We start from the raw sequence: 19,891 nt of genomic DNA, 5'->3' as shown, positions 1-19,891 counted from the left end.
TTAATTTAAATGCATGGCATAAAAGCCAATTTTGGTTCTCCCCGTTAAAATTACGGATTGACCCTGTTGAAAACTTTCGTCCTGTTCCGGTTCTACCAGAATATAGTGGGTCAGACCATGCTGATCTTGCACTTTGGCTTCTGCCGGAGAGTTTGGAGTGGCCACACCTAAAATAATGGTGGCTGTGCGGCCAATCAGCTCGTCACTATAAATGGCGGTGGTTTCATCTTGCGGTAAAATGCGGGCAATCAGCATGGCGCTATAACGCACCAGAGGCATGCTCAGAAACAGACAGGCCGGTGCCATTATCCAGGCTGTAATATATTGTCCGGTCCATTGAAACAGTACAGATTGTAAAATCAGGCCAGACAGACCATATAAGGTCAGGAAAATAATCAGCCAGATCAGCAGCGGTACCCGGCCAATGTACAGCCAGTCTAAAAACTGGACCAACAGGCCACTAGAACCATCAATATTCACTTCCACATCTTTATGCGGAATTAAGTCATCCGGCAGAAACTGGTCCAGAATGCCCTGACTGCCGCCGCCGGCCAGTAACAGAAACACTTCCAGCAGGGCAAAGAAAAACAGCAGGCAGATACAGACACTAAAAATCAGATTGGAAGGGTGAGTGAGCAAATCCCACATAACTGAATACTCTATTGTTCTGTTGTGTTTAAATTATTGATATTCAATATATATTATTATTGAATGCGCCTAGCATAGCATTAGGTCGCGTTTTTGTCTCAAAAACCTGCATATTTTAGGCAAAAAAATACGCAATGATTGGGGTGATCATTGCGTAGAACAACGAATCTGCTTGCACAGTTTCGGTAAAGGAGAAATGTTATGAATTAGGATTGCTCCTAGAACATGTGACTAGAATACGCCGGCATCAGGCCAGGTTCAGCAGCGTTCAGGTAAATTCATGTTAAAGATTGTTGCTTCTATAAAAATTGTGTGACATTTCTCTCCATATTTTCTCCATCATTGTAAACACGGCATAAAAAAGCCTTTCGCGAGGAAAGGCTTTTCAAGATCAGCATGGCTGCTTAGAAGCGGAACACACCTAAACCGGCTTTAACTTCATCTAAAGTGGCTTGAGTAATGTCACGGCACTTATCGGTACCGCTTTTTAAGATATCCATGATGTAATCCGGATCTTTGGCCAGTTCTAAACGGCGTTCACGGATTGGACCAATCAGCTCTTTTAAAATGCCTTCCAGACGTTTTTTCACGGTACCATCACCCAGACCACCACGGCGATAATGGGCTTTTAATTCTTCCAGTTCTTCTTTGTTCGGATCGAAAGCATCTAGGTAGGTAAATACCACGTTGCCTTCAACCTGACCCGGATCTTCAATGCGGAGGTGGTTCGGGTCAGTGTACATGGCATTTACTGCTTTTTTAATGTCTTTGTCAGTAGCATCGAGCACAATGGTGTTGCCCAATGATTTTGACATTTTGGCTTTACCATCAAAACCAGGTAAACGGCCTACATTCGACAGCAGCGCTTTACATTCAGGCAGCAGGTCCTGACCCACCTGACGGTTAATGCGGCGTACAATTTCGTTGGTCTGTTCGATCATAGGAATCTGATCTTCACCCACGGGCACTACAGTCGCTTTAAACGCGGTAATATCGGCCGCTTGGGCAACCGGATAGCACAGGAAACCGGCTGGAATATCACGTTCAAAACCGCGCATCTGAATTTCAGATTTAATGGTCGGGTTGCGCTCTAAACGTGCCACAGTGACAAAGTTTAAATACAGCATAGTCAGTTCATTCAAGGCCGGCAGGCAAGACTGAACACAAATGGTGGTTTTGGTCGGGTCAATGCCCACCGCCAGGTAGTCGGTCGCCACTTCAATAATATTGCGACGTACTTTTTCAAAGTTGTCGGCGTTATCAGTCAGGGCTTGAGCATCGGCAAGTAAAAGGTGTTGATGGTGAGAATCCTGTAAACCTACACGTGAACGTAAAGAACCTACAAAATGACCGAGGTGAAGTTGTCCGGTTGGACGGTCGCCAGTCAAAATAACAGGACGATTATCTTGATTACTCATTATCTCTTCCAAGTCGTTGTTACGACATTTCTATACCGATGATTGGGCTACATTGTACGGCATAATATTTTTGAATGTCACGGGATAAGCCGAACAGAATCAACAATTGTCTGGAAATTTTAAAGATTTATTAATTAAGTAAATACAGAGTTTTGGAAGATTTCTCCTTAGAATAAGCCTAGAACACGATAAGGATAAAAATTATGGCGAGTAGCTTATTACTATTATTAGATGATATTGCCACTGTTTTAGATGATGTGGCGGTCATGAGTAAAATGGCCGCAAAGAAAACGGCCGGTGTACTCGGTGATGATCTGGCCCTGAATGCCCAGCAGGTCAGCGGTGTACGTTCGGAGCGGGAACTGCCGGTGGTCTGGCGCGTGGCCAAAGGTTCTTTTGTCAATAAACTGATTCTGGTGCCTTTAGCTCTACTGATTAGCGTGGTGGCGCCGTGGCTGATTAACCCGTTACTGGTCGTGGGCGGTTTATTCTTATGTTATGAAGGGGTTGAAAAAGTTCTGCATTCCTTGCACAAGAAAAAAGCCAAAACTGCCGAAGAAGCGCAGCAGGAATTAATTAAAACCGAAACCGATCTGGCCACGTTTGAAAATGAAAAAATCAAAGGGGCAGTCCGGACCGACTTTATTCTCTCGGCAGAGATTATTGTCATTTCCTTGGGTACTGTAGCTACCGCGGCCTTTGGTGTAAAAGTCACAGTGCTGAGTATTATTGCCATCGCCATGACCATTGGGGTCTATGGGTTAGTGGCATTTATTGTCAAGATTGATGATATTGGGCTGCATCTCTCGGAACAGGCTTCTAATTTTAAACAGTCGGTCGGGCGCGGCTTGTTGGCCTTTGCGCCAATCTTGATGAAAATCCTGTCGATTGTCGGGACTCTGGCCATGTTCCTGGTGGGCGGCGGGATTATCAACCACGCTATTCCATTGGTACATCACTTTACCGAAGACAGTGTGGAATACGTGCAGGAAATTCCCAATATCGGCAGTATTTTTGGTGCGCTTACTCCAACCTTGATCAATTTTGCTGTGGGCTTTATTGCCGGTTTGATTGTGGTGGCGCTAATTGGTCTGGTGAAAAAGGTCTGGCCACGTTCCAAAGCCTCTTAAACTATGTAAAATTCTAGCCAAGAGATAAAGATAATAAGGAGATTGCTATGCGTTGGAAAGGTCGTCGCGTCAGTAGCAATGTAGAAGATCGTCGCGGTGGTGGCGGTGCCAAAGCCGGCGGAATCAGTATTCTGGGTCTGGTGGTGGCTTTTGTGGCCTGGAAGTTTTTTGGGGTCGATCCGCAAACAGCCTATCAGGCCACCAAACAGGTGACTAATCAGGGGCAGAGCGCGGAAACGCGTGGTCTGGAAAATCCGACGCCGGAGCAGCAGGAATCGATGGAGTTTATTGGCACTATTCTGGCCGATACCGAAGATACCTGGACGCAGGTGTTTGCCGAGCAGCTGAATCAGCAATATGTGCCACCCAAACTGGTGATGTTTAATGGTGCGGTCAGTTCCGCCTGTGGCAATGCCAGCGCTGCCATGGGGCCGTTTTATTGCCCGGCCGATCAGAAAGTCTATTTAGATACTGGTTTCTTTAAAGATATGCGCACCCAGATGGGAATTTCCGGCGAGCAGAACCAGACCGAATTATCGCGTCAGGATCAGGCTGGAGATTTTGCCCAGGCTTATGTGATTGCACATGAAGTCGGCCATCATATTCAGACCATTCTGGGGATTTCCGGACAGGTACAGCAGATGCGTCAGCGTGCCAGTCAGGTCGAAGGCAACCAGTTATCGGTTCGTCAGGAACTTCAGGCCGATTGTCTGGCCGGTGTCTGGGCGCATCATAACCATCAGCGTACTCAATTCCTGGAACAGGGTGATGTGCAGGAAGCGATGGATGCCGCACATAAAATTGGTGATGACTATTTGCAGAAACGTTCGAGTGGACAAGTAGTGCCGGATAGCTTTACCCATGGTACCAGTGCCCAGCGCGTGCAATGGTTTAATACTGGTCTGAAGTCGGGCAATATGAATGATTGCGATACCTTTGGACAAGCCATCTAAAGCGTTGCATCCGCTTTTTAACTCAAGGTGAATACAGGAGAATGTGCAACTGCATGTCCTCTAGTTTTTTAAGCCTAGCTTTTCTAACCAGCACAGCTTTTCATCCCAATAGATTTCAACACTCTAAGATTCTTTTTATGTCTATTCCAGCACGTCCCAGTCAGGAGTTGGCCGCTTATATCACCGCGGTGATTGCCCAGATTCCACCTGGTAAAGTTGCCACCTATGGTCAGATTGCAAAACTGGCCGGTTTGCCGAAACATGCGCGTCTGGTGGGTTATGTACTGAAACATCTGGCACCGGGGCATGTGTTGCCATGGCATCGGGTGCTAAATGCGCAAGGGAAAATTAGCCTAAGCAAAATCAATGCGCAGGGTGAAAATATACAGGCGTTAAAACTGATACAGGAGGGTGTAGTGGTCCTGAATAACAAGGTGAGCTTAAAGCAGTATCAATGGCAGCCCTAAAAATAAAAAATTCCCCATACCCGCAGGTACAGGGAATTTTCTGGAGGAAAGATTAACGTACGATGAGTACAGGAACATTACCTTCGCCCAGTACGCTTTGCGCGACGCTACCGAGGAATAACTTTTTCAAACCGGTACGGCCATGAGAACCCATCACAATCAGGTCTGCATTCATTTCAGTTGCAGCACGTGCAATTTCACGATGAATCACTTGACCTTCAAGCAGACGAGACTCAACTGCTACACCTTGTTCCTGGAATTTTGCTTTGGCTTCATCCAGTGTTTTGAGAATAGACACACGCGCACGTTCAATCAGGTCATTGGTCTGGCCTGCTGAAATGTATTCTGATGCAATATATGGATCGAGTGTTAACACCTGTGCAACGGTTACTTTACTGCCGAAAGCTTTGGCAAGCTCGACTGCTTTGGCAACTGCTGCGTAAGAAGTTTCAGAACCGTCCACTGGAACTAAAATGTGTTGAAATGCCATCGTTATTTCTCCTTATTGTGTCATTCAACAATAAAAAATTGAGGGAACACTTTCTATTGCCTTAATCTTATCTTAGCGCTTATTTTTAAATAATAAAACCCAGTAATTTCATAGGGATAATTATTTTTAAGGAAGTTTAAGCCTTTCTAATTTAACATGTTTTTGAGTAATTAATCAGCAATTTACACTAAAGTTGAAGGCTTATTTCATTAAGTCTGGCTTTAGAGTGAGTTTAGCTTAGGTTTTTTGAGTTTTAATATCGATTAGATGAAAGTTTTGACCTGATGCTTGGCCTAAGCAAAAGTCCAAGGGAATAATCAGCAGTCTTTGAAATAATCAACCAAAGCAGCAACATCCTCTGTCTGTAACTGTTCCCGCATCTTTAAAAACTGCTTTTCATCCATCTCGTAAATTTTAAGGGAAAGCAGTTTTTCTATATCTTCTTGTGGAAAGCGATATTTAATAATTTTGGCAGGAACTCCTCCCACCACGGCATAAGGTGGAACGTCTTTTGTTACGACCGCACCAGTTGCCACAATTGCACCTTCACCCAGCGTCACGCCTTGCATAATCATGGCACGTGAGCCAATCCAGCAACCATCACCAATAACAGTATCGCCAGCAGGTACAAAACTGCGCGTATCAAACGGAAAGGCAGAAATCCAGTCAGTTCGGTGTAACTGATTACCGCCCATCATAATCACGCATTCCGCCCCAAAACACACGAAATTGCCAATATAAAGCTGATCAATTGGCTTCTCAGGCGTAGAAGGCTTGTCATGCAAATAACGCACAACACAACGCTCAAAACCCTGATCCCAATAAGCAGAATAATAAGAATAGTTTCCCTTAATGTGAATATTAGGGTTTTTCATAGTTTTAGAAATAAATTCGAATTCACACCAATGCTTAACAGGGGAATTAATTAAGGGTTCAGCCATAAGAGCAATCAAAGAACAAGCGTAACGCCATTATAGCCGAAGTTAACTCAAATGCTTAAAGGCCTCAATTGCACGAACACGACTGCTTTTTAAATCTACAATCGGTTTTGGATAATCCAATTTTAGTTGTGGATTTTTCGCATAAGGTTCGTGAATTTGTTTCGCATTTAAATGTGAAATTTCAGGTACCCATTGACGAATATAATCGCCATTTGCATCAAACTTTTGCGACTGACTTACAGGGTTGAAAATACGGAAATACGGTGCAGCATCTGTTCCTGTAGATGCACACCACTGCCATCCACCGTTATTGGCAGCCAAATCACTATCAATTAAATGCTGCATAAACCATGATTCGCCTAAACGCCAATCTATCAGTAAATTTTTGCTTAAAAACATCGCGCAAATCATACGAACACGGTTATGCATCCAACCCGTTGCAAGTAACTGTCGCATGCCAGCATCTACAATTGGGATACCTGTTTGCCCATGCTGCCAAGCCTGTAAATCTTCAGGAGCATTGCGCCATACAATGCGTTGAGTGTCTAATTTAAATGGTAAGTTTTTCGATACGCGAGGGTAGTCGAATAAAATATGCTGATAAAACTCACGCCAAAGGAGTTCATTTAACCAAATTTGTTGCCCATTGTTTTCAAATTCCATACAGCCGTGACTGTGGCGAAACAAAGCTTGTAAACATTGGCGAATAGAAAGAATGCCAATATTTAAATAAGCTGCAAGTTTGCTCGTGCTATTCAAATTCGGGAAATCACGTTCAATATGATAATACTCAACTTGATTTTCAATAAACTCATCTAAAAGTTCCCAAGCATGATGCTCACCAATTTGCCAAAGATTTTGTAGGTTTTCGCTGATTACTTTTTCTTCTGAATCTGAGTAAATATCACTTAATTGTGGAACTTCTCTTGTAAAGTCATTGTGCTGTGGAATTGGTTTTTGAACCTCAATAGTTGGGTAGCATTGTGGCAAGCTTATGCTGAGTTTCTCATAGCATTGCTTTTTAAATGCACCAAATACTTGATATGGATGACCAGTTTTATTACGAATGCTTCCAACAGGGAAAATAGTTCGGTCATGATACAACTCAAAACGAATATTATTCTTTTCTAATAGCTGTTGAGTTTGAGCATCGCGTTTTAATTCATTTACACCCAATTCTATATCGGCATGAACAGCTTGAATATTATGATTTTGGCATAAGCTTAATAATTGATTTGGCAGGTCTTTCCATAATGGAATAGTTAAAATAACAAGTGGAATATTTAACGTGGCAAGTTCATTTTTTAGATGATTCAGTTGTCTTAAATAGAAGTCAATTTTAATTAGCGCATCATTGTGCACTTGCCATTGTTTTGGCGATAGCACGACTAAGGCAATGCAAGGGCCAGCTTCGCGAGTATGCCAAAGAGCTGCATGATCATGAATTCTTAAATCTTGACGGAACCAAATAAGCTGCATTTTAAAATTTATAGAAAAATATTGACTATTAAAGCATATACATTTGCTGTAATTTTTTCGTGAACTTTTGTTTTAAAGATAATAAAAAAACCCCTCAGAAGAGGGGCTTTGGGATGTCAAACCATCTAAGGATTAGATGTATTCAACGCTGACGATTTCGTACTCAACTTCACCTTGTGGTGTTACAATTTTTGCTTCATCGCCTTCATTTTTACCTAAAAGACCACGAGCAATAGGAGAGTTCACAGAGATTTTATTGATCTTGAAGTCTGCTTCGTCATCGCCAACGATTTTATAAGTTTTGCGTTCTTCAGTGTCCAGGTTCTCAATGGTTACTGTTACCCCAAATACAACACGACCATTTTGCTCAAGTTCTTTTACATCAATGACTTGGCAAGCACCGAGTTTACCTTCGATGTCTTGAATACGCCCCTCACAGAAACCTTGCTGCTCACGTGCTGCATGATACTCTGCATTTTCTTTTAGGTCGCCGTGTTCACGTGCTTCTGCAATCGCAGCAGTAATACGTGGGCGTTCAACAGTTTTTAACTGGTGTAATTCTTTCTCTAAGGCGACTTTGCCTTCAGGAGTCATAGGATAACGTTGCATTGTTGTCCCTCAAGTTGAATATTAGAAAAATACAGCTCTATAAATGAAAAAAAGCCCGCCACCGAGAGGTGACGGGACTTCTCGGTAGACAATTAACCTTTGCTTAAATCTTGCAAACGATAAACATCCATCGGCAATTTAATGGCTAACGCTTGGCATACCGCATCGGCACCATTCAGGGTAGTCGTATGATAGACCTTACCTTGCAGGGCAGAACGGCGGATTGAGAATGAATCCTGCTGCGCTTGTTTGCCTTCAGTGGTATTGATAATGAGGTGAATTTCGCCATTTTTCAAGCGGTCCACAATATTCGGACGACCTTCAGTTACTTTATTCACACGTTCACATTCAATTCCTGCGGCTTTGATCACATCATAAGTACCGCCGGTAGCGATAATTTTGAAGCCAAAGTCTGCAAGCTGTTTGGCAATACCTGCTGCACGTGGTTTATCAGAATCACGTACTGAAATGAATGCATGCTTGATTTCGCCTTCGGTTGGCAAACCTGGTAAGCGTTCATTCGAGCCTAACACAGCTTTGTAGAATGCTTCACCAAAAGTTTTACCCACACCCATTACTTCGCCTGTAGATTTCATTTCAGGGCCAAGGATTGGGTCAACACCCGGGAACTTGTTGAATGGGAACACCGCTTCTTTAACAGAGAAGTGCTCAGGAATAATCTCGGTTGTGAAGCCTTGTGACTCCAGAGATTGACCCGCCATACAACGTGCAGCAATTTTCGCTAATGATTCACCGATACACTTAGATACGAACGGCACGGTACGAGAAGCACGTGGGTTCACTTCCAGAATGTAAACGTCATCGCCTTTTACCGCGAACTGTACGTTCATTAAACCGATAACGCCCAGCTCTTTGGCCATCGCTACGGTTTGACGACGCATTTCGTCCTGTACTTCGTTTGATAACGAGTAAGGTGGAATCGAACATGCAGAGTCACCTGAGTGAATACCCGCCTGTTCAATGTGCTGCATGATCCCGCCGATCACCACATCCTTACCGTCAGATACGCAGTCTACGTCAACTTCAATCGCATCATCCAGGAAGCGGTCAAGAAGAACAGGGGCATCATTCGACGCCTGAACGGCATCACGTAAGTAACGCTTCAACTCTTCTTCGTTGTACACGATTTCCATCGCACGGCCACCTAGTACGTATGATGGACGTACCACCAGTGGATAGCCCACTTTCGCCGCTTCAGCAATACCTTCTTCAGCAGATTTTACGATGCTGTTGTTTGGTTGACGCAGTTGCAGACGTTGAATCATTTGCTGGAAACGTTCACGGTCTTCGGCACGGTCAATCGCATCTGGAGATGTACCAATGATTGGTGCACCAGCCTCTTCTAACGCACGCGCCAGTTTCAGCGGTGTTTGACCACCGTACTGTACGATAATGCCTTTAGGCTTCTCGGTACGCACGATTTCAAGCACATCTTCCAAAGTAATTGGTTCGAAGTACAGACGATCTGAGGTGTCATAGTCAGTAGAAACCGTTTCAGGGTTACAGTTCACCATGATGGTCTCAAAACCGTCTTCACGCATCGCAAGCGCCGCGTGTACACAGCAGTAATCGAATTCGATACCCTGACCAATACGGTTAGGACCACCACCGATGACCATGATTTTGTCTTTCGCAGATGGATTCGATTCACATTCTTCATCGTAAGTTGAATACATATAAGCGGTATCAGATTCGAATTCTGCCGCACATGTATCCACACGTTTGTAAACCGGAGTCACGCCCAGGTTCCAGCGGTGTTTACGGAATTGTTTTTGTGAAATACCCATCAGGTTGGCGATGCGCAGATCCGATAAACCTTTGCGTTTGAACGCACGGATATTGTCTGCGTTTAAGTCGCCGAAACCTAAAGTTTTGATCTGGTTTTCAGTATTGATAATGTCTTCAATCTGAATCAGGAACCAGCGGTCAATTTTGGTCGCTTCAAATACTTCGTCTAAAGTGAAGCCATGACGGAAGGCATCGGCCACGTACCAGATACGCTCTGGGCCTGGAACTTTAAGTTCTTGCAGGATTTTCTCGCGTGCGCCTTCAGTACCCACTTCGATTTTTTCATCAAAACCAGAAGCACCGACTTCTAGACCACGAAGGGCTTTGTTGACAGATTCCTGGAAGTTACGGCCAATTGCCATTACTTCACCCACAGATTTCATCTGAGTCGTCAGTGTTGCATCTGCTTGCGGGAATTTTTCGAAGTTGAAACGTGGAACCTTGGTTACAACGTAGTCAATTGATGGCTCGAACGATGCAGGAGTTGTACCGCCAGTGATGTCGTTTTTCAGCTCATCCAGGGTATAACCCACTGCCAGTTTCGCTGCGATTTTCGCAATCGGGAAACCTGTTGCTTTAGACGCAAGGGCAGATGAACGCGATACACGCGGGTTCATTTCAATGATAACCATACGGCCATCTTTCGGGTTAATACCGAACTGAACGTTAGAACCACCGGTTTCTACACCAATTTCACGCAGTACCGCTAAAGACGCGTTACGCATGAGTTGATATTCTTTGTCGGTCAATGTTTGTGCCGGAGCAACTGTGATGGAGTCACCAGTATGCACGCCCATTGGGTCAAAGTTTTCGATTGAACAGACGATAATACAGTTGTCGTTTTTGTCACGAACAACTTCCATCTCGTATTCTTTCCAGCCAATGAGTGATTCATCAATCAATAACTGGTGAGTCGGAGACAGGTCGAAACCACGTTCACAGATTTCAAGGAATTCTTCGCGGTTGTACGCGATACCGCCACCAGAACCACCCATGGTGAATGATGGACGAATAATCACAGGGAAACCGAAGCGCGCCTGAATGTCCAGCGCTTCTTCCATAGATTCCGCAATCGCAGCTTTTGGACATTCCAGACCAATTTTACGCATTGCTTCGTCAAACAGTTTACGGTCTTCTGCTTTTTCAATCGCTTCTTTAGTCGCGCCAATCAGCTCAACATTGTATTTTTCTAAAATACCGTTGGCATCCAGAGCAAGGGCACAGTTCAGTGCAGTCTGGCCGCCCATGGTTGGTAAAACTGCATCTGGACGTTCTTTTTCAATGATCGCTGCAACGGTTTGCCAGGTGATTGGCTCGATATAGGTTGCATCCGCCATTGTCGGGTCAGTCATAATCGTCGCCGGGTTCGAGTTCACCAGAATGACGCGGTAACCTTCTTCACGCAGCGCTTTGCAGGCTTGAGCACCCGAGTAGTCAAACTCACAGGCCTGACCGATAACAATAGGACCAGCACCAATAATTAAGATGCTTTTAATATCCGTACGCTTTGGCATTATTTGCTCCTTAATTACTTCTTAGCTGCTTCAAGAAGTTCGATGAAATGATCGAACAGTGGGGCACAGTCGTGTGGACCTGGGCTGGCTTCAGGGTGACCCTGGAAGCTGAATGCCGGCTTGTCTGTACGGTGGATACCCTGGTTAGTACCATCGAACAGTGAACGGTGGGTAACACGCAAGACTGCTGGCAGGTTGCTTTCATCCACTGCGAAGCCGTGGTTTTGCGAGGTAATCATCACTGTACCATCTTCGATGTTTTGTACAGGATGGTTGGCACCGTGGTGACCGTGCGCCATTTTCATGGTTTTTGCGCCAGAAGCCAGAGCAAGAATCTGGTGACCTAAACAGATACCAAACACAGGGAGATTGGTGGTTTCAACAATAGTTTTTACAGCTTCAATTGCATAATCACAAGCAGCTGGGTCGCCAGGGCCGTTCGACAGGAACACGCCATCTGGATTTAACGCAAGTACGTCAGCAGCAGGGGTTTGTGCAGGCACAACGGTCAGTTTACAGCCGCGGTCTGCCAGCATACGCAGGATGTTGGTTTTGACACCGTAGTCGTATGCAACCACATGGAATTTAAGTTCAGGTTGAGTAAAGCCTTTGCCAAGTTCCCATGAGCCTTCGGTCCATTCAAAACCGTTCGGGTCACAGCATTCTTTTGCAAGGTCTAAACCGTTTAAGCCGCCAAATGCACGTGCTTTTGCAATTGCTTCTTCTTCAGTGATATTTTCACCAGCCAGAATACAACCGTTTTGCGCACCTTTTGCACGTAAAATGCGAGTCAGTTTACGCGTGTCGATATCGGCAATGGCAACCACATTGTGTTGCTTCAGGTAATCCGCTAAAGACTGTGTAGAACGGAAGTTGCTATGCAATAAAGGCAGATCACGAATGATTAATCCGTTGGCCCATACTTTATGAATACGACCAGATTCTGCGTCTTCTTCATTACAACCTGTGTTACCAATATGTGGGTAAGTTAAAGTCACAAGTTGCTGTGCATAACTCGGGTCAGTCAAAATTTCTTGATAGCCAGTCATGGCAGTGTTAAAAACGACTTCACCAGTCGTACTACCCGATGCACCGATTGACGTTCCTTTGAAGATCGTACCGTCGGCAAGGGCTAAAATGGCGGGGGTGCTCAAACCAAAGCTCCTGAAATTTAGGCTGTAAAAAAGCGAGTAGACGAAAAAAAAGGAAGGCTACTATACAACCTACCCTCCTCACATCTGCTCGCTTGAACTTAACAGCGCATTATACGCACCAACTCTGAAAAAGTCCACGTTATTGAAGCGGAATATCCAATAAAAAAGTATTCTTTTGGTGCAAAAGCATGTTTGTCACGCAATGTCACAGAAATGTAAGCATTTAATAATTGTCTAACAAATCAAAACTTAAATTTTATCTGTTTCTACTATGCTATGGTCTTTCATAATAACAGGCGGGTGAACGGCAATGACAGCAGAACAAAAACAGCCAGCGGCTAAAAACTCCTTAAAAGACGTGGTGGCAGAAGGCACTGAAAAGCTTGAACAGGCAGCGCAAGAGGCCAAGCAGCAGGTTACTGAAGCAGTCGGGGAGACCCAGGAAAAACTGCAGACCGAAGCGAAAAAATTTAATGGCAGCGTGCAGGAGCAGCTCAGTCAGCTCAAGAAAGAGCTGCTACAGAAAATTGAATCGCTCAAGGAGCATTTTGGCAGCTCACAAAAAGATCTTGGTGAACTGAAAGAGTTTGTGAAAACCGAGTTTAATGCGGTGATTGAAGATTTGAATAAAATTGGCAAAGAGCTTAAAGCCGATGTCAGCCAGATTTCAGTCAAGCATAAAGACCAGTTAACCGAAACCTTCAAGCGCTCCAAAGAACATACCTTGGAAACCTGGAAAAAAGTTGTACCAGCAAAAGAGGCGGCACCTGCTTCTGAAACCGACACCACCCTTAAAAGCTAAGGCGTGTTGTAGCGGGTGCGTGCGATGCAGGCAATAAAAAAGTGAGGTCATGTGCCTCACTTTTTTTATACTGCGTTTTAGTTCAGACATAATGCCTAGAACTGATGCAGCCAATCGCGCTTGTTATGAAAATCGGCCTGTGGGCTGCTGTGCTGCATGGCGTAATAGTGTTCACCTTCAGAAGTGTTTAACACGGCAGTTAAACCAATGAACAGATCCGACCACTTTAATTTATGCTTGGCCATGAATTCGCCCAAGTCCAGACTGACATTCAGTCCATAATGGGTGCGTTTCAGCTGGTTGAGCTCAATATCATAGGCGGCTTGCGGCGGCATATCTTCCGGATAGCGATATTCCTCAAACTGATAGGCCTGCCAGGCTTGAGATGGAGAAAGATTAATTTCACGATAAAAATCTTCCCCATGAACCCCAATAAACACTTCAAAACAGGTGTTCTGCCAGAGAAAATCCTGACGCGGATGCGCAGACACCAGATCGGGCCACTGCACATACTGGTTCGGATCACGCAGCCAGTAACCAATATTCAGGTTAAACGGGCTTTGCTGCTCAATCGCCCCGACTAGGGAGATGGCCTGAAAACGGCGATCAAAAGCACTCAGTTCATAACTTGCCATAAGGAAAAATTATTTTGCCAGATGCGCGTGACGAACCAGGTTCGATAATTTTGGATTTTGCGGTTTGGCTTTTTTATACAGCAGGGCAATTTTACCAATGGTCTGTACCACTTCTGCACCAGTCGCTTCTGCAATTGCCTCAATTACAGCTGCACGTGCTTCACGGTCTTCACCGCCAATTTTCACTTTAATCAGTTCGTGGTCGTTTAACGCACGCGTGGTTTCTTCAATGACATTTTCAGTAAGCCCTTGTCCGCCAATCATCACAACCGGATTGAGTGCATGACCGATTTGACGTAAACGCTTGCGTTCCTGAATAGATAAAGCCGCCATAAAAATAACCTGATTTTAAAAACGGCTTAGTATAGCAAATCCCAATTTGAAACGCTGTAAAATCTGCGCAAATAATCGATGCAAATAATAGAAAAAATCACACCCTCTACGTCCATTTAACTACACATCTGTACTGCAAGCGCGGCAATTTTCACGTACAATTATAAATTAGAAGGTTTTTAATATTTAGAGAGTTATGGCAACACGCATTACCAACCAGAAATTATCCAAAAGTAGTCGTGCGTGGATGAGAGAGCACCTGGATGACCCTTTCGTGAAAAAAGCCCAGAAGGAAGGTTATCGTGCGCGTGCTGCGTATAAACTGCTAGAGATTCAGGAAAAATATAAAATTATCAAACCCGGCATGACGGTGGTCGATCTGGGTGCTGCGCCCGGCAGCTGGTCGCAAATTGCCGGCAAACTGGTCGGTGACAAAGGGCTGGTGATTGCATCGGATATTTTGCCTATGGATGCCTTACCAGATGTGACCTTCCTGCAAGGTGACTTCCGTGAGGAAGAAGTTTTTGAAAAATTGTTAAATATTTTAAATGGCCGGACTGTAGACGTTGTAATTTCCGATATGGCCCCCAATACATCAGGTAATAGAGCAGTAGATCAGCCACGACAAATCTATTTATGTGAACTGGCTTTGGACTTTGCGCAAAAAGTGCTGGGGCCAAACGGACAGTTTGTTGTGAAGGTGTTCCAGGGTTCTGGCTTCGATGAATTTCGCAAACAGGTCGTCGACAGCTTCGATGTATTAAAGACTGCAAAACCGGCAGCTTCTCGTGCACGTTCGAAAGAAGTGTTTTTGATCGGACAGGGCCGGAAGAAGGCATTCAAATAAAGTTTACTTGCCAAGCCGTTAAAAATTGTGCATTTTGTACGTTTTTAAGAGTTTTGTAGGCTGATCTTCAGCTTTAACATTAAGGTCACCCTGTAAAGGGCATGATCAAATTAGATTGATATGGGAATAAAGCTTTGAGCGATCTCTTCAAGAATGCCGTATTGTGGCTAATTATACTTGGTGTACTGATTCTGATTTTCAGTAACATCAATGGCAGTGATAAGCCAACGTCAATGAACTATTCCGAGTTCGTTGCGGCGGTGGATGCTGGTCAAATTAAAAAAGTTACAATTGATGGCGAAAGAATTAGTGGTGAAAAAGCCAATGGCTCACCATTTGAAAGTATTCGTCCGGCGGTTCAAGATCCTGAACTCATGCCGAGCCTCATTGAAAACAACGTTGTTGTTGAAGGTACTGCACCTCAACGTCAAGGTTTGTTGATGCAACTACTCATTGCTAGTTTCCCTGTACTTTTAATCATTTTGTTATTCATGTTCTTTATGCGCAACATGGGTGGCGGTGCAGGTGGTAAAAACGGCCCAATGAGCTTTGGTAAGTCCAAAGCGAAAATGCTGTCTGAAGACCAGATTAAAGTAACCTTTGCCGATGTTGCAGGTTGTGATGAAGCCAAACAGGAAGTGGTTGAAATTGTCGACTTCCTGAAAGATCCGGCCAAATTTAAACGTTTGGGGGCAACCATTCCGAAAGGCGTGTTAATGGTTGGTCCTCCGGGTACCGGTAAAACTTTGCTGGCAAAAGCCATTGCTGGCGAAGCTAAAGTGCCATTCTTCAGTATTTCAGGTTCTGACTTCGTAGAAATGTTCGTGGGTGTGGGCGCCTCTCGTGTCCGTGACATGTTCGAGCAGGCGAAACGCCACGCGCCATGTATTATCTTTATTGACGAGATTGATGCGGTCGGTCGTCACCGTGGTTCAGGTACCGGTGGTGGTCATGATGAGCGTGAGCAGACCTTAAACCAGATGCTGGTCGAAATGGACGGTTTTGAAGGTAATGAAGGTATTATTGTCATTGCTGCAACCAACCGTGCCGATGTACTGGATAAAGCTTTATTACGTCCAGGTCGTTTTGACCGTCAGGTGATGGTGGGCTTACCCGATATTAAAGGTCGTGAGCAAATCTTGAATGTTCACCTGAAAAAATTGCCTTCAACCACAGGTGTGGATGTAAAAGTCCTTGCACGTGGTACACCGGGCTTCTCGGGTGCACAGTTGGCCAACTTGGTGAACGAAGCAGCGCTATTTGCTGCACGTCGTAACAAGAACACGGTCGACATGCATGACTTTGAAGACGCCAAAGACAAGCTGTACATGGGTCCTGAACGTAAATCAATGGTGATTCGTGAAGAAGAACGTCGTGCGACGGCTTATCATGAAGCAGGCCATGCCATTGTGGCAGAAATGCTGCCGGGTACGGATCCTGTGCATAAAGTCACGATTATGCCGCGCGGTTGGGCGCTGGGTGTAACCTGGCAGTTGCCTGAGTTTGACCAGACCAGCCATTACAAAGACAAGATGCTGAAAGAAATTTCAATCCTGTTTGGTGGTCGTATTGCTGAAGAAATTTTCATTAATCAGCAATCTACCGGTGCATCGAACGACTTTGAGCGTGCAACCAAAATGGCGCGTGCCATGGTGACCAAATACGGTATGTCGGACAAACTAGGTGTGATGGTTTATGAAGATGATTCACAGCAATCCTTCATGGGCAGCCTGGGTAGCCGGACCATTTCTGAAGCGACGCAGCTGGAAGTGGACCGTGAAGTGCGCCGCATTCTGGATGAGCAATATAAAGTGGCCTGGGATATCCTGGAAAACAACAAAGATATTGCCCATGCTATGGTAAAAGCGCTGATGGATTGGGAAACCATTGATCGTGAGCAGATTCGTGACATTATGGAAGGTCGTGAACCACAGCCACCAAAAGTATATGTTGCAGAAAATCCGGTGATTGATGTAACCCCAAGCAATGGTCCAAGCACACCGCCACCATTGCCAGCCAACTAAGAATATTTTAAGAAAACCACCTTCGGGTGGTTTTTTTATGGCTATTGTTTTGTCATATCTAGTTGAATGCTATAGTATAGTCAATTTATAAAAATCACTGAGTAAAAATAAGAATGACTTTACCTGTTCTGGAATCCAGTATTTATCAGCTACGTTTAGAACCACTGAGCTGGGAACATTTTGCAGAATTAGAAAATGCATGTGCCGAAGGGGGCTTGGGGGAAGTGTTATATAATTCGGTACCTTACCTACATAAACTTAAACACTACTTTACCCAAGCTTTTGAACAGCAGTCCAAAGGTGAAAGAATGGCTTTTGCCGTGATTGATTTAACTTCAGACCGAGCAATCGGCACCACCAGCTTTCATGATATCAAGCCGGAAATTCCACGTGTTGAAATTGGCTTTACCTGGTATGCCAAACCTTATCAACGAACCTATGTAAACCGGGTCTGTAAATATCTTTTGCTGCAGCATGCATTTGAAGAGCTGAATGCTCAAGTGGTAGGCTTTCGGACTGATCATCTGAATCTTAAAAGTCAAAAAGCTATTGAAGCTCTGGGTGCCAAACAGGATGGCATCATTAGATGTCATATGCTGCGTAAAGATGGCGTGACACTCAGAGATAGTTATATCTATAGTATTTTAAAAAGCGAATGGGTTGATGTAAAAGCGTTACTGCAATCCAAGCTGATGCAATATTCCAATAAGAACTATTTTGAAATCTAGCTATTGAATAGATTGAGCTTTGCTTTATTGATCTTTCCATAAGACAATACCGGGGTTATTGTGAACTAGGATTGAACCATGCAGCTGAAGCCACTACGACCACAGATCTGGACTTTCGGTCATTTGAAACTGGATTTGTCTCAGCCGCATGTAATGGGAATTTTAAATGTGACTCCGGATTCCTTTAGCGATGGGGGGCTGCACAATCAGAAAGATCAGGCAGTAGTAAAAGCCCTGGAAATGATTGCTGATGGTGCCACCGTAATTGATGTGGGTGGTGAATCTACACGTCCAGGTGCATCAGTCGTGGAAGTTGAAGAAGAAATCCGTCGTGTTGTGCCTGTAGTTGAAGAACTGGCCAAGCATGATGTGATCATCTCGATTGATACTTCACAGCCAGAAGTGATTAAAGCAGCCGTGAAAGCGGGTGCACATATCTGGAATGATGTACGCGCGCTCACTCGTCCACAAGCGTTAGAGACGGCAGCAGAACTGAATATTCCGGTGATCATCATGCATATGCGTGGTGAGCCGACTACGATGAATAATCTGGATCAGTATGATGATGTGACTCAGGATGTGATTCGGGAACTGTCACAACGGGTTCAAGATGCTCTAGATGTGGGTGTTAAAGCTGAATATATCATGATTGATCCTGGTTTTGGATTTGCAAAAAATGCCCAGCAAAATTTAAAGCTGTTGCAAGAGTTTTATAAATTGACAGAAATGGGCTATCCGATTTTGTCTGCTTTATCCCGCAAACGTTTTATTGGTGCTGCTCTGAATGGTGCAGAACCACAAGCACGTGCAGTAGGTTCGGCTGCGGCGCATTTGCTGAGCATTCAGCAAGGTGCCTGTATGGTTCGAGCACATGATGTCAAGGTAACAGCAGACGCCATCAAAATCTGGAAAGCTATGCAAAATGCCTAAATCTGGGCTGAAAGACATATAGGAGCACAAGCTGTTTGGCTTTTAAACAGCAATGTGCTATACAGGCACGCTTAAGTTAGATTGTCATCTTTTAGAGTGCCTGTAATGTTTGCAGATTTACTTCTCCCCATGTTCGATGATGAATATTATCCCGATATTCTGGTTGCAGAAATCAAACAGTCCATTGAACAGTTTGCGAAAAAAGTCGCCAAGCCGAATTTATCCGAGGCGGATATTTATCACTTCGCACATGAAACGGTAAACGTTATCAACAAGATGAAACCACAATTTGAAGATCTGGATTCCTCACTGGATGATACTGCAGCGGACTATATTGCTGAAGCGATGATGATGGTGCTGCAAGACGCCGGCTATTTTGAGCTGGAAATGGAAGAGCTGGTATCGAATCGAGAGTGGTAAGCCGCTCTCTTTTTTTATGATGGAATGATCTGGGTTTGAGATGATTCCATCGCTCAATCTTACAGGGTGTCCAGTAAATAGCAGCTCTGTTTCGGATATGCTTTAGTCCTCTCATCTACCTGCACGACCTACTCAGTGTGTTGCTCTGCTGTACGGGCGTTTCTTGATCATATTAAATGCTTGATTCATCGGCGGCATAAATGCTTGAAAAACAGCTTGGCAAGGTGAGTAGGGTGACCTGATATTTCATTCTTCTTTTTATATTTCTTCTCTTTCTATTCAATCTGTTTTATTAAATTTCGGGCATAAAAAAACCAGCTTGACGCTGGGTAATTTATTGCACCATTTTAAGATCTATTAAAATGGTGCCCGAGGCCAGACTCGAACTGGCACGCTTTGAGGGCGGGGGATTTTAAATCCCCTGTGTCTACCGATTTCACCACTCGGGCATGTGCGCAATAATAGAGGAGGATGGAAAACTTGGCAAGTAAATTTGCTTACAATTGCTTTCTTTTCAAGCAAATCATTGTATTAGCCTAAACTCGAAGCAGGCTGGATGT

19 protein-coding genes and 1 tRNA gene are annotated in these 19,891 nt (G+C 44.4%); 9 read left to right on the top strand and 11 right to left on the bottom strand.

Going from position 1 to position 19,891, the window contains the following annotated elements:
* The gene (locus FTU55_RS02320) at window positions 1–648 is read right to left on the bottom strand and encodes a YqiJ family protein (protein WP_045796468.1); all 648 of its coding nucleotides are present in this window, start codon (window positions 646–648) and stop codon (window positions 1–3) included.
* Between the two features lie 404 nt (window positions 649–1,052).
* Window positions 1,053–2,066 carry a tryptophan--tRNA ligase gene (gene trpS / locus FTU55_RS02315; protein WP_075167197.1) on the bottom strand — a complete coding sequence of 338 codons (1,014 nt, stop codon included), beginning with the start codon at window positions 2,064–2,066 and terminating at the stop codon, window positions 1,053–1,055.
* A gap of 203 nt (window positions 2,067–2,269) precedes the next feature.
* Between trpS and FTU55_RS02310 the strand changes: the two genes are divergently transcribed.
* The 3 genes from FTU55_RS02310 (at window position 2,270) to FTU55_RS02300 (ending at window position 4,616) form a co-directional block, all read left to right on the top strand.
* Window positions 2,270–3,196 carry a DUF808 domain-containing protein gene (locus tag FTU55_RS02310; RefSeq protein ID WP_075174426.1) on the top strand — a complete coding sequence of 309 codons (927 nt, stop codon included), beginning with the start codon at window positions 2,270–2,272 and terminating at the stop codon, window positions 3,194–3,196.
* A 47-nt stretch (window positions 3,197–3,243) separates the two neighbouring features.
* Window positions 3,244–4,149: a neutral zinc metallopeptidase gene (locus FTU55_RS02305; RefSeq protein ID WP_016659937.1), complete on the top strand. Its 906-nt coding sequence runs from the start codon at window positions 3,244–3,246 to the stop codon at window positions 4,147–4,149.
* 137 nt (window positions 4,150–4,286) lie between these two features.
* Window positions 4,287–4,616: an MGMT family protein gene (locus FTU55_RS02300; RefSeq protein ID WP_168390664.1), complete on the top strand. Its 330-nt coding sequence runs from the start codon at window positions 4,287–4,289 to the stop codon at window positions 4,614–4,616.
* 52 nt (window positions 4,617–4,668) lie between these two features.
* Here the strand turns inward: FTU55_RS02300 and FTU55_RS02295 are convergent, their stop codons facing one another.
* The 6 genes from FTU55_RS02295 to carA all read right to left on the bottom strand — a co-directional run bounded on the left by FTU55_RS02295 (window position 4,669) and on the right by carA (window position 12,612).
* Entirely contained in the window at window positions 4,669–5,106 is a 438-nt protein-coding gene (locus tag FTU55_RS02295; protein WP_005176293.1) for a universal stress protein, read from the bottom strand.
* A 317-nt stretch (window positions 5,107–5,423) separates the two neighbouring features.
* Window positions 5,424–6,047: a CatB-related O-acetyltransferase gene (locus FTU55_RS02290; protein ID WP_005176296.1), complete on the bottom strand. Its 624-nt coding sequence runs from the start codon at window positions 6,045–6,047 to the stop codon at window positions 5,424–5,426.
* Window positions 6,048–6,089: 42 nt separating this feature from the next.
* Window positions 6,090–7,526: a deoxyribodipyrimidine photo-lyase gene (locus FTU55_RS02285; protein ID WP_016659939.1), complete on the bottom strand. Its 1,437-nt coding sequence runs from the start codon at window positions 7,524–7,526 to the stop codon at window positions 6,090–6,092.
* 132 nt (window positions 7,527–7,658) lie between these two features.
* A complete protein-coding gene (gene greA, locus FTU55_RS02280; protein ID WP_016659940.1) occupies window positions 7,659–8,135 on the bottom strand; it encodes a transcription elongation factor GreA in 477 nt (158 codons plus the stop codon).
* A gap of 92 nt (window positions 8,136–8,227) precedes the next feature.
* On the bottom strand, window positions 8,228–11,458 hold the full coding sequence (carB, locus tag FTU55_RS02275; RefSeq protein WP_180046089.1) for a carbamoyl-phosphate synthase large subunit: 3,231 nt from the start codon (window positions 11,456–11,458) through the stop codon (window positions 8,228–8,230).
* A 14-nt stretch (window positions 11,459–11,472) separates the two neighbouring features.
* Window positions 11,473–12,612 (bottom strand): glutamine-hydrolyzing carbamoyl-phosphate synthase small subunit, encoded by a 1,140-nt coding sequence (gene carA, locus FTU55_RS02270; RefSeq protein WP_005176309.1) that lies wholly within the window; start codon window positions 12,610–12,612, stop codon window positions 11,473–11,475.
* Window positions 12,613–12,922: 310 nt separating this feature from the next.
* Here carA and FTU55_RS02265 point away from each other — a divergent pair, with 310 nt between their 5' ends.
* The gene (locus tag FTU55_RS02265; RefSeq protein ID WP_005176311.1) at window positions 12,923–13,414 is read left to right on the top strand and encodes a hypothetical protein; all 492 of its coding nucleotides are present in this window, start codon (window positions 12,923–12,925) and stop codon (window positions 13,412–13,414) included.
* Between the two features lie 95 nt (window positions 13,415–13,509).
* Here FTU55_RS02265 and FTU55_RS02260 read toward each other — a convergent pair whose 3' ends face one another.
* Together FTU55_RS02260 and yhbY are read right to left on the bottom strand one after the other, a co-directional pair.
* Window positions 13,510–14,049 carry a DOMON-like domain-containing protein gene (locus FTU55_RS02260; RefSeq protein WP_075167187.1) on the bottom strand — a complete coding sequence of 180 codons (540 nt, stop codon included), beginning with the start codon at window positions 14,047–14,049 and terminating at the stop codon, window positions 13,510–13,512.
* A gap of 9 nt (window positions 14,050–14,058) precedes the next feature.
* Window positions 14,059–14,382, bottom strand: coding sequence for a ribosome assembly RNA-binding protein YhbY (gene yhbY, locus FTU55_RS02255; RefSeq protein ID WP_005176314.1), 324 nt, complete (start codon window positions 14,380–14,382; stop codon window positions 14,059–14,061).
* Between the two features lie 196 nt (window positions 14,383–14,578).
* On the opposite strand from yhbY, the gene rlmE reads away from it, so the two are divergent.
* From rlmE to FTU55_RS02230, 5 genes are all read left to right on the top strand, one after another.
* The gene (gene rlmE / locus FTU55_RS02250) at window positions 14,579–15,229 is read left to right on the top strand and encodes a 23S rRNA (uridine(2552)-2'-O)-methyltransferase RlmE (protein ID WP_005176316.1); all 651 of its coding nucleotides are present in this window, start codon (window positions 14,579–14,581) and stop codon (window positions 15,227–15,229) included.
* Window positions 15,230–15,363: 134 nt separating this feature from the next.
* Window positions 15,364–17,253 (top strand): ATP-dependent zinc metalloprotease FtsH, encoded by a 1,890-nt coding sequence (ftsH, locus tag FTU55_RS02245; protein ID WP_005176319.1) that lies wholly within the window; start codon window positions 15,364–15,366, stop codon window positions 17,251–17,253.
* 113 nt (window positions 17,254–17,366) lie between these two features.
* Window positions 17,367–17,981, top strand: a complete 615-nt coding sequence (locus FTU55_RS02240) for a GNAT family N-acetyltransferase (protein WP_180046087.1) — start codon at window positions 17,367–17,369, stop codon at window positions 17,979–17,981.
* Window positions 17,982–18,059: 78 nt separating this feature from the next.
* Window positions 18,060–18,911 (top strand): dihydropteroate synthase, encoded by an 852-nt coding sequence (folP, locus tag FTU55_RS02235; protein ID WP_180046085.1) that lies wholly within the window; start codon window positions 18,060–18,062, stop codon window positions 18,909–18,911.
* Window positions 18,912–19,016: 105 nt separating this feature from the next.
* The gene (locus FTU55_RS02230; protein WP_180046083.1) at window positions 19,017–19,331 is read left to right on the top strand and encodes a DUF5713 family protein; all 315 of its coding nucleotides are present in this window, start codon (window positions 19,017–19,019) and stop codon (window positions 19,329–19,331) included.
* A gap of 363 nt (window positions 19,332–19,694) precedes the next feature.
* Here the strand turns inward: FTU55_RS02230 and FTU55_RS02225 are convergent.
* Window positions 19,695–19,780 (bottom strand) — tRNA-Leu (locus FTU55_RS02225).
* Between the last annotated feature and the right edge of the window lie 111 nt (window positions 19,781–19,891).

This window comes from Acinetobacter sp. YH12117 (assembly GCF_013418865.1).
GTDB lineage: Bacteria > Pseudomonadota > Gammaproteobacteria > Pseudomonadales > Moraxellaceae > Acinetobacter > Acinetobacter indicus.
The sequence above is the reverse complement of the archived record's forward strand: the minus strand, read 5'-3'. Positions and strand labels throughout refer to the sequence as shown.

What these genes read in the sequence shown, in the direction of transcription:
- FTU55_RS02305 (WP_016659937.1), top strand. Translation starts at nt 3,244, where the DNA reads ATGCGTTGGAAAGGTCGTCGCGTCAGTAGCAATGTAGAAGATCGTCGC.
- carB (WP_180046089.1), bottom strand. Translation starts at nt 11,458, where the DNA reads ATGCCAAAGCGTACGGATATTAAAAGCATCTTAATTATTGGTGCTGGT.
- FTU55_RS02240 (WP_180046087.1), top strand. Translation starts at nt 17,367, where the DNA reads ATGACTTTACCTGTTCTGGAATCCAGTATTTATCAGCTACGTTTAGAA.
- FTU55_RS02285 (WP_016659939.1), bottom strand. Translation starts at nt 7,526, where the DNA reads ATGCAGCTTATTTGGTTCCGTCAAGATTTAAGAATTCATGATCATGCA.
- folP (WP_180046085.1), top strand. Translation starts at nt 18,060, where the DNA reads ATGCAGCTGAAGCCACTACGACCACAGATCTGGACTTTCGGTCATTTG.
- FTU55_RS02320 (WP_045796468.1), bottom strand. Translation starts at nt 648, where the DNA reads ATGTGGGATTTGCTCACTCACCCTTCCAATCTGATTTTTAGTGTCTGT.
- rlmE (WP_005176316.1), top strand. Translation starts at nt 14,579, where the DNA reads ATGGCAACACGCATTACCAACCAGAAATTATCCAAAAGTAGTCGTGCG.
- FTU55_RS02290 (WP_005176296.1), bottom strand. Translation starts at nt 6,047, where the DNA reads ATGGCTGAACCCTTAATTAATTCCCCTGTTAAGCATTGGTGTGAATTC.
- FTU55_RS02300 (WP_168390664.1), top strand. Translation starts at nt 4,287, where the DNA reads ATGTCTATTCCAGCACGTCCCAGTCAGGAGTTGGCCGCTTATATCACC.
- trpS (WP_075167197.1), bottom strand. Translation starts at nt 2,066, where the DNA reads ATGAGTAATCAAGATAATCGTCCTGTTATTTTGACTGGCGACCGTCCA.
- FTU55_RS02265 (WP_005176311.1), top strand. Translation starts at nt 12,923, where the DNA reads ATGACAGCAGAACAAAAACAGCCAGCGGCTAAAAACTCCTTAAAAGAC.
- yhbY (WP_005176314.1), bottom strand. Translation starts at nt 14,382, where the DNA reads ATGGCGGCTTTATCTATTCAGGAACGCAAGCGTTTACGTCAAATCGGT.
- FTU55_RS02230 (WP_180046083.1), top strand. Translation starts at nt 19,017, where the DNA reads ATGTTTGCAGATTTACTTCTCCCCATGTTCGATGATGAATATTATCCC.
- FTU55_RS02310 (WP_075174426.1), top strand. Translation starts at nt 2,270, where the DNA reads ATGGCGAGTAGCTTATTACTATTATTAGATGATATTGCCACTGTTTTA.
- FTU55_RS02295 (WP_005176293.1), bottom strand. Translation starts at nt 5,106, where the DNA reads ATGGCATTTCAACACATTTTAGTTCCAGTGGACGGTTCTGAAACTTCT.
- greA (WP_016659940.1), bottom strand. Translation starts at nt 8,135, where the DNA reads ATGCAACGTTATCCTATGACTCCTGAAGGCAAAGTCGCCTTAGAGAAA.
- FTU55_RS02260 (WP_075167187.1), bottom strand. Translation starts at nt 14,049, where the DNA reads ATGGCAAGTTATGAACTGAGTGCTTTTGATCGCCGTTTTCAGGCCATC.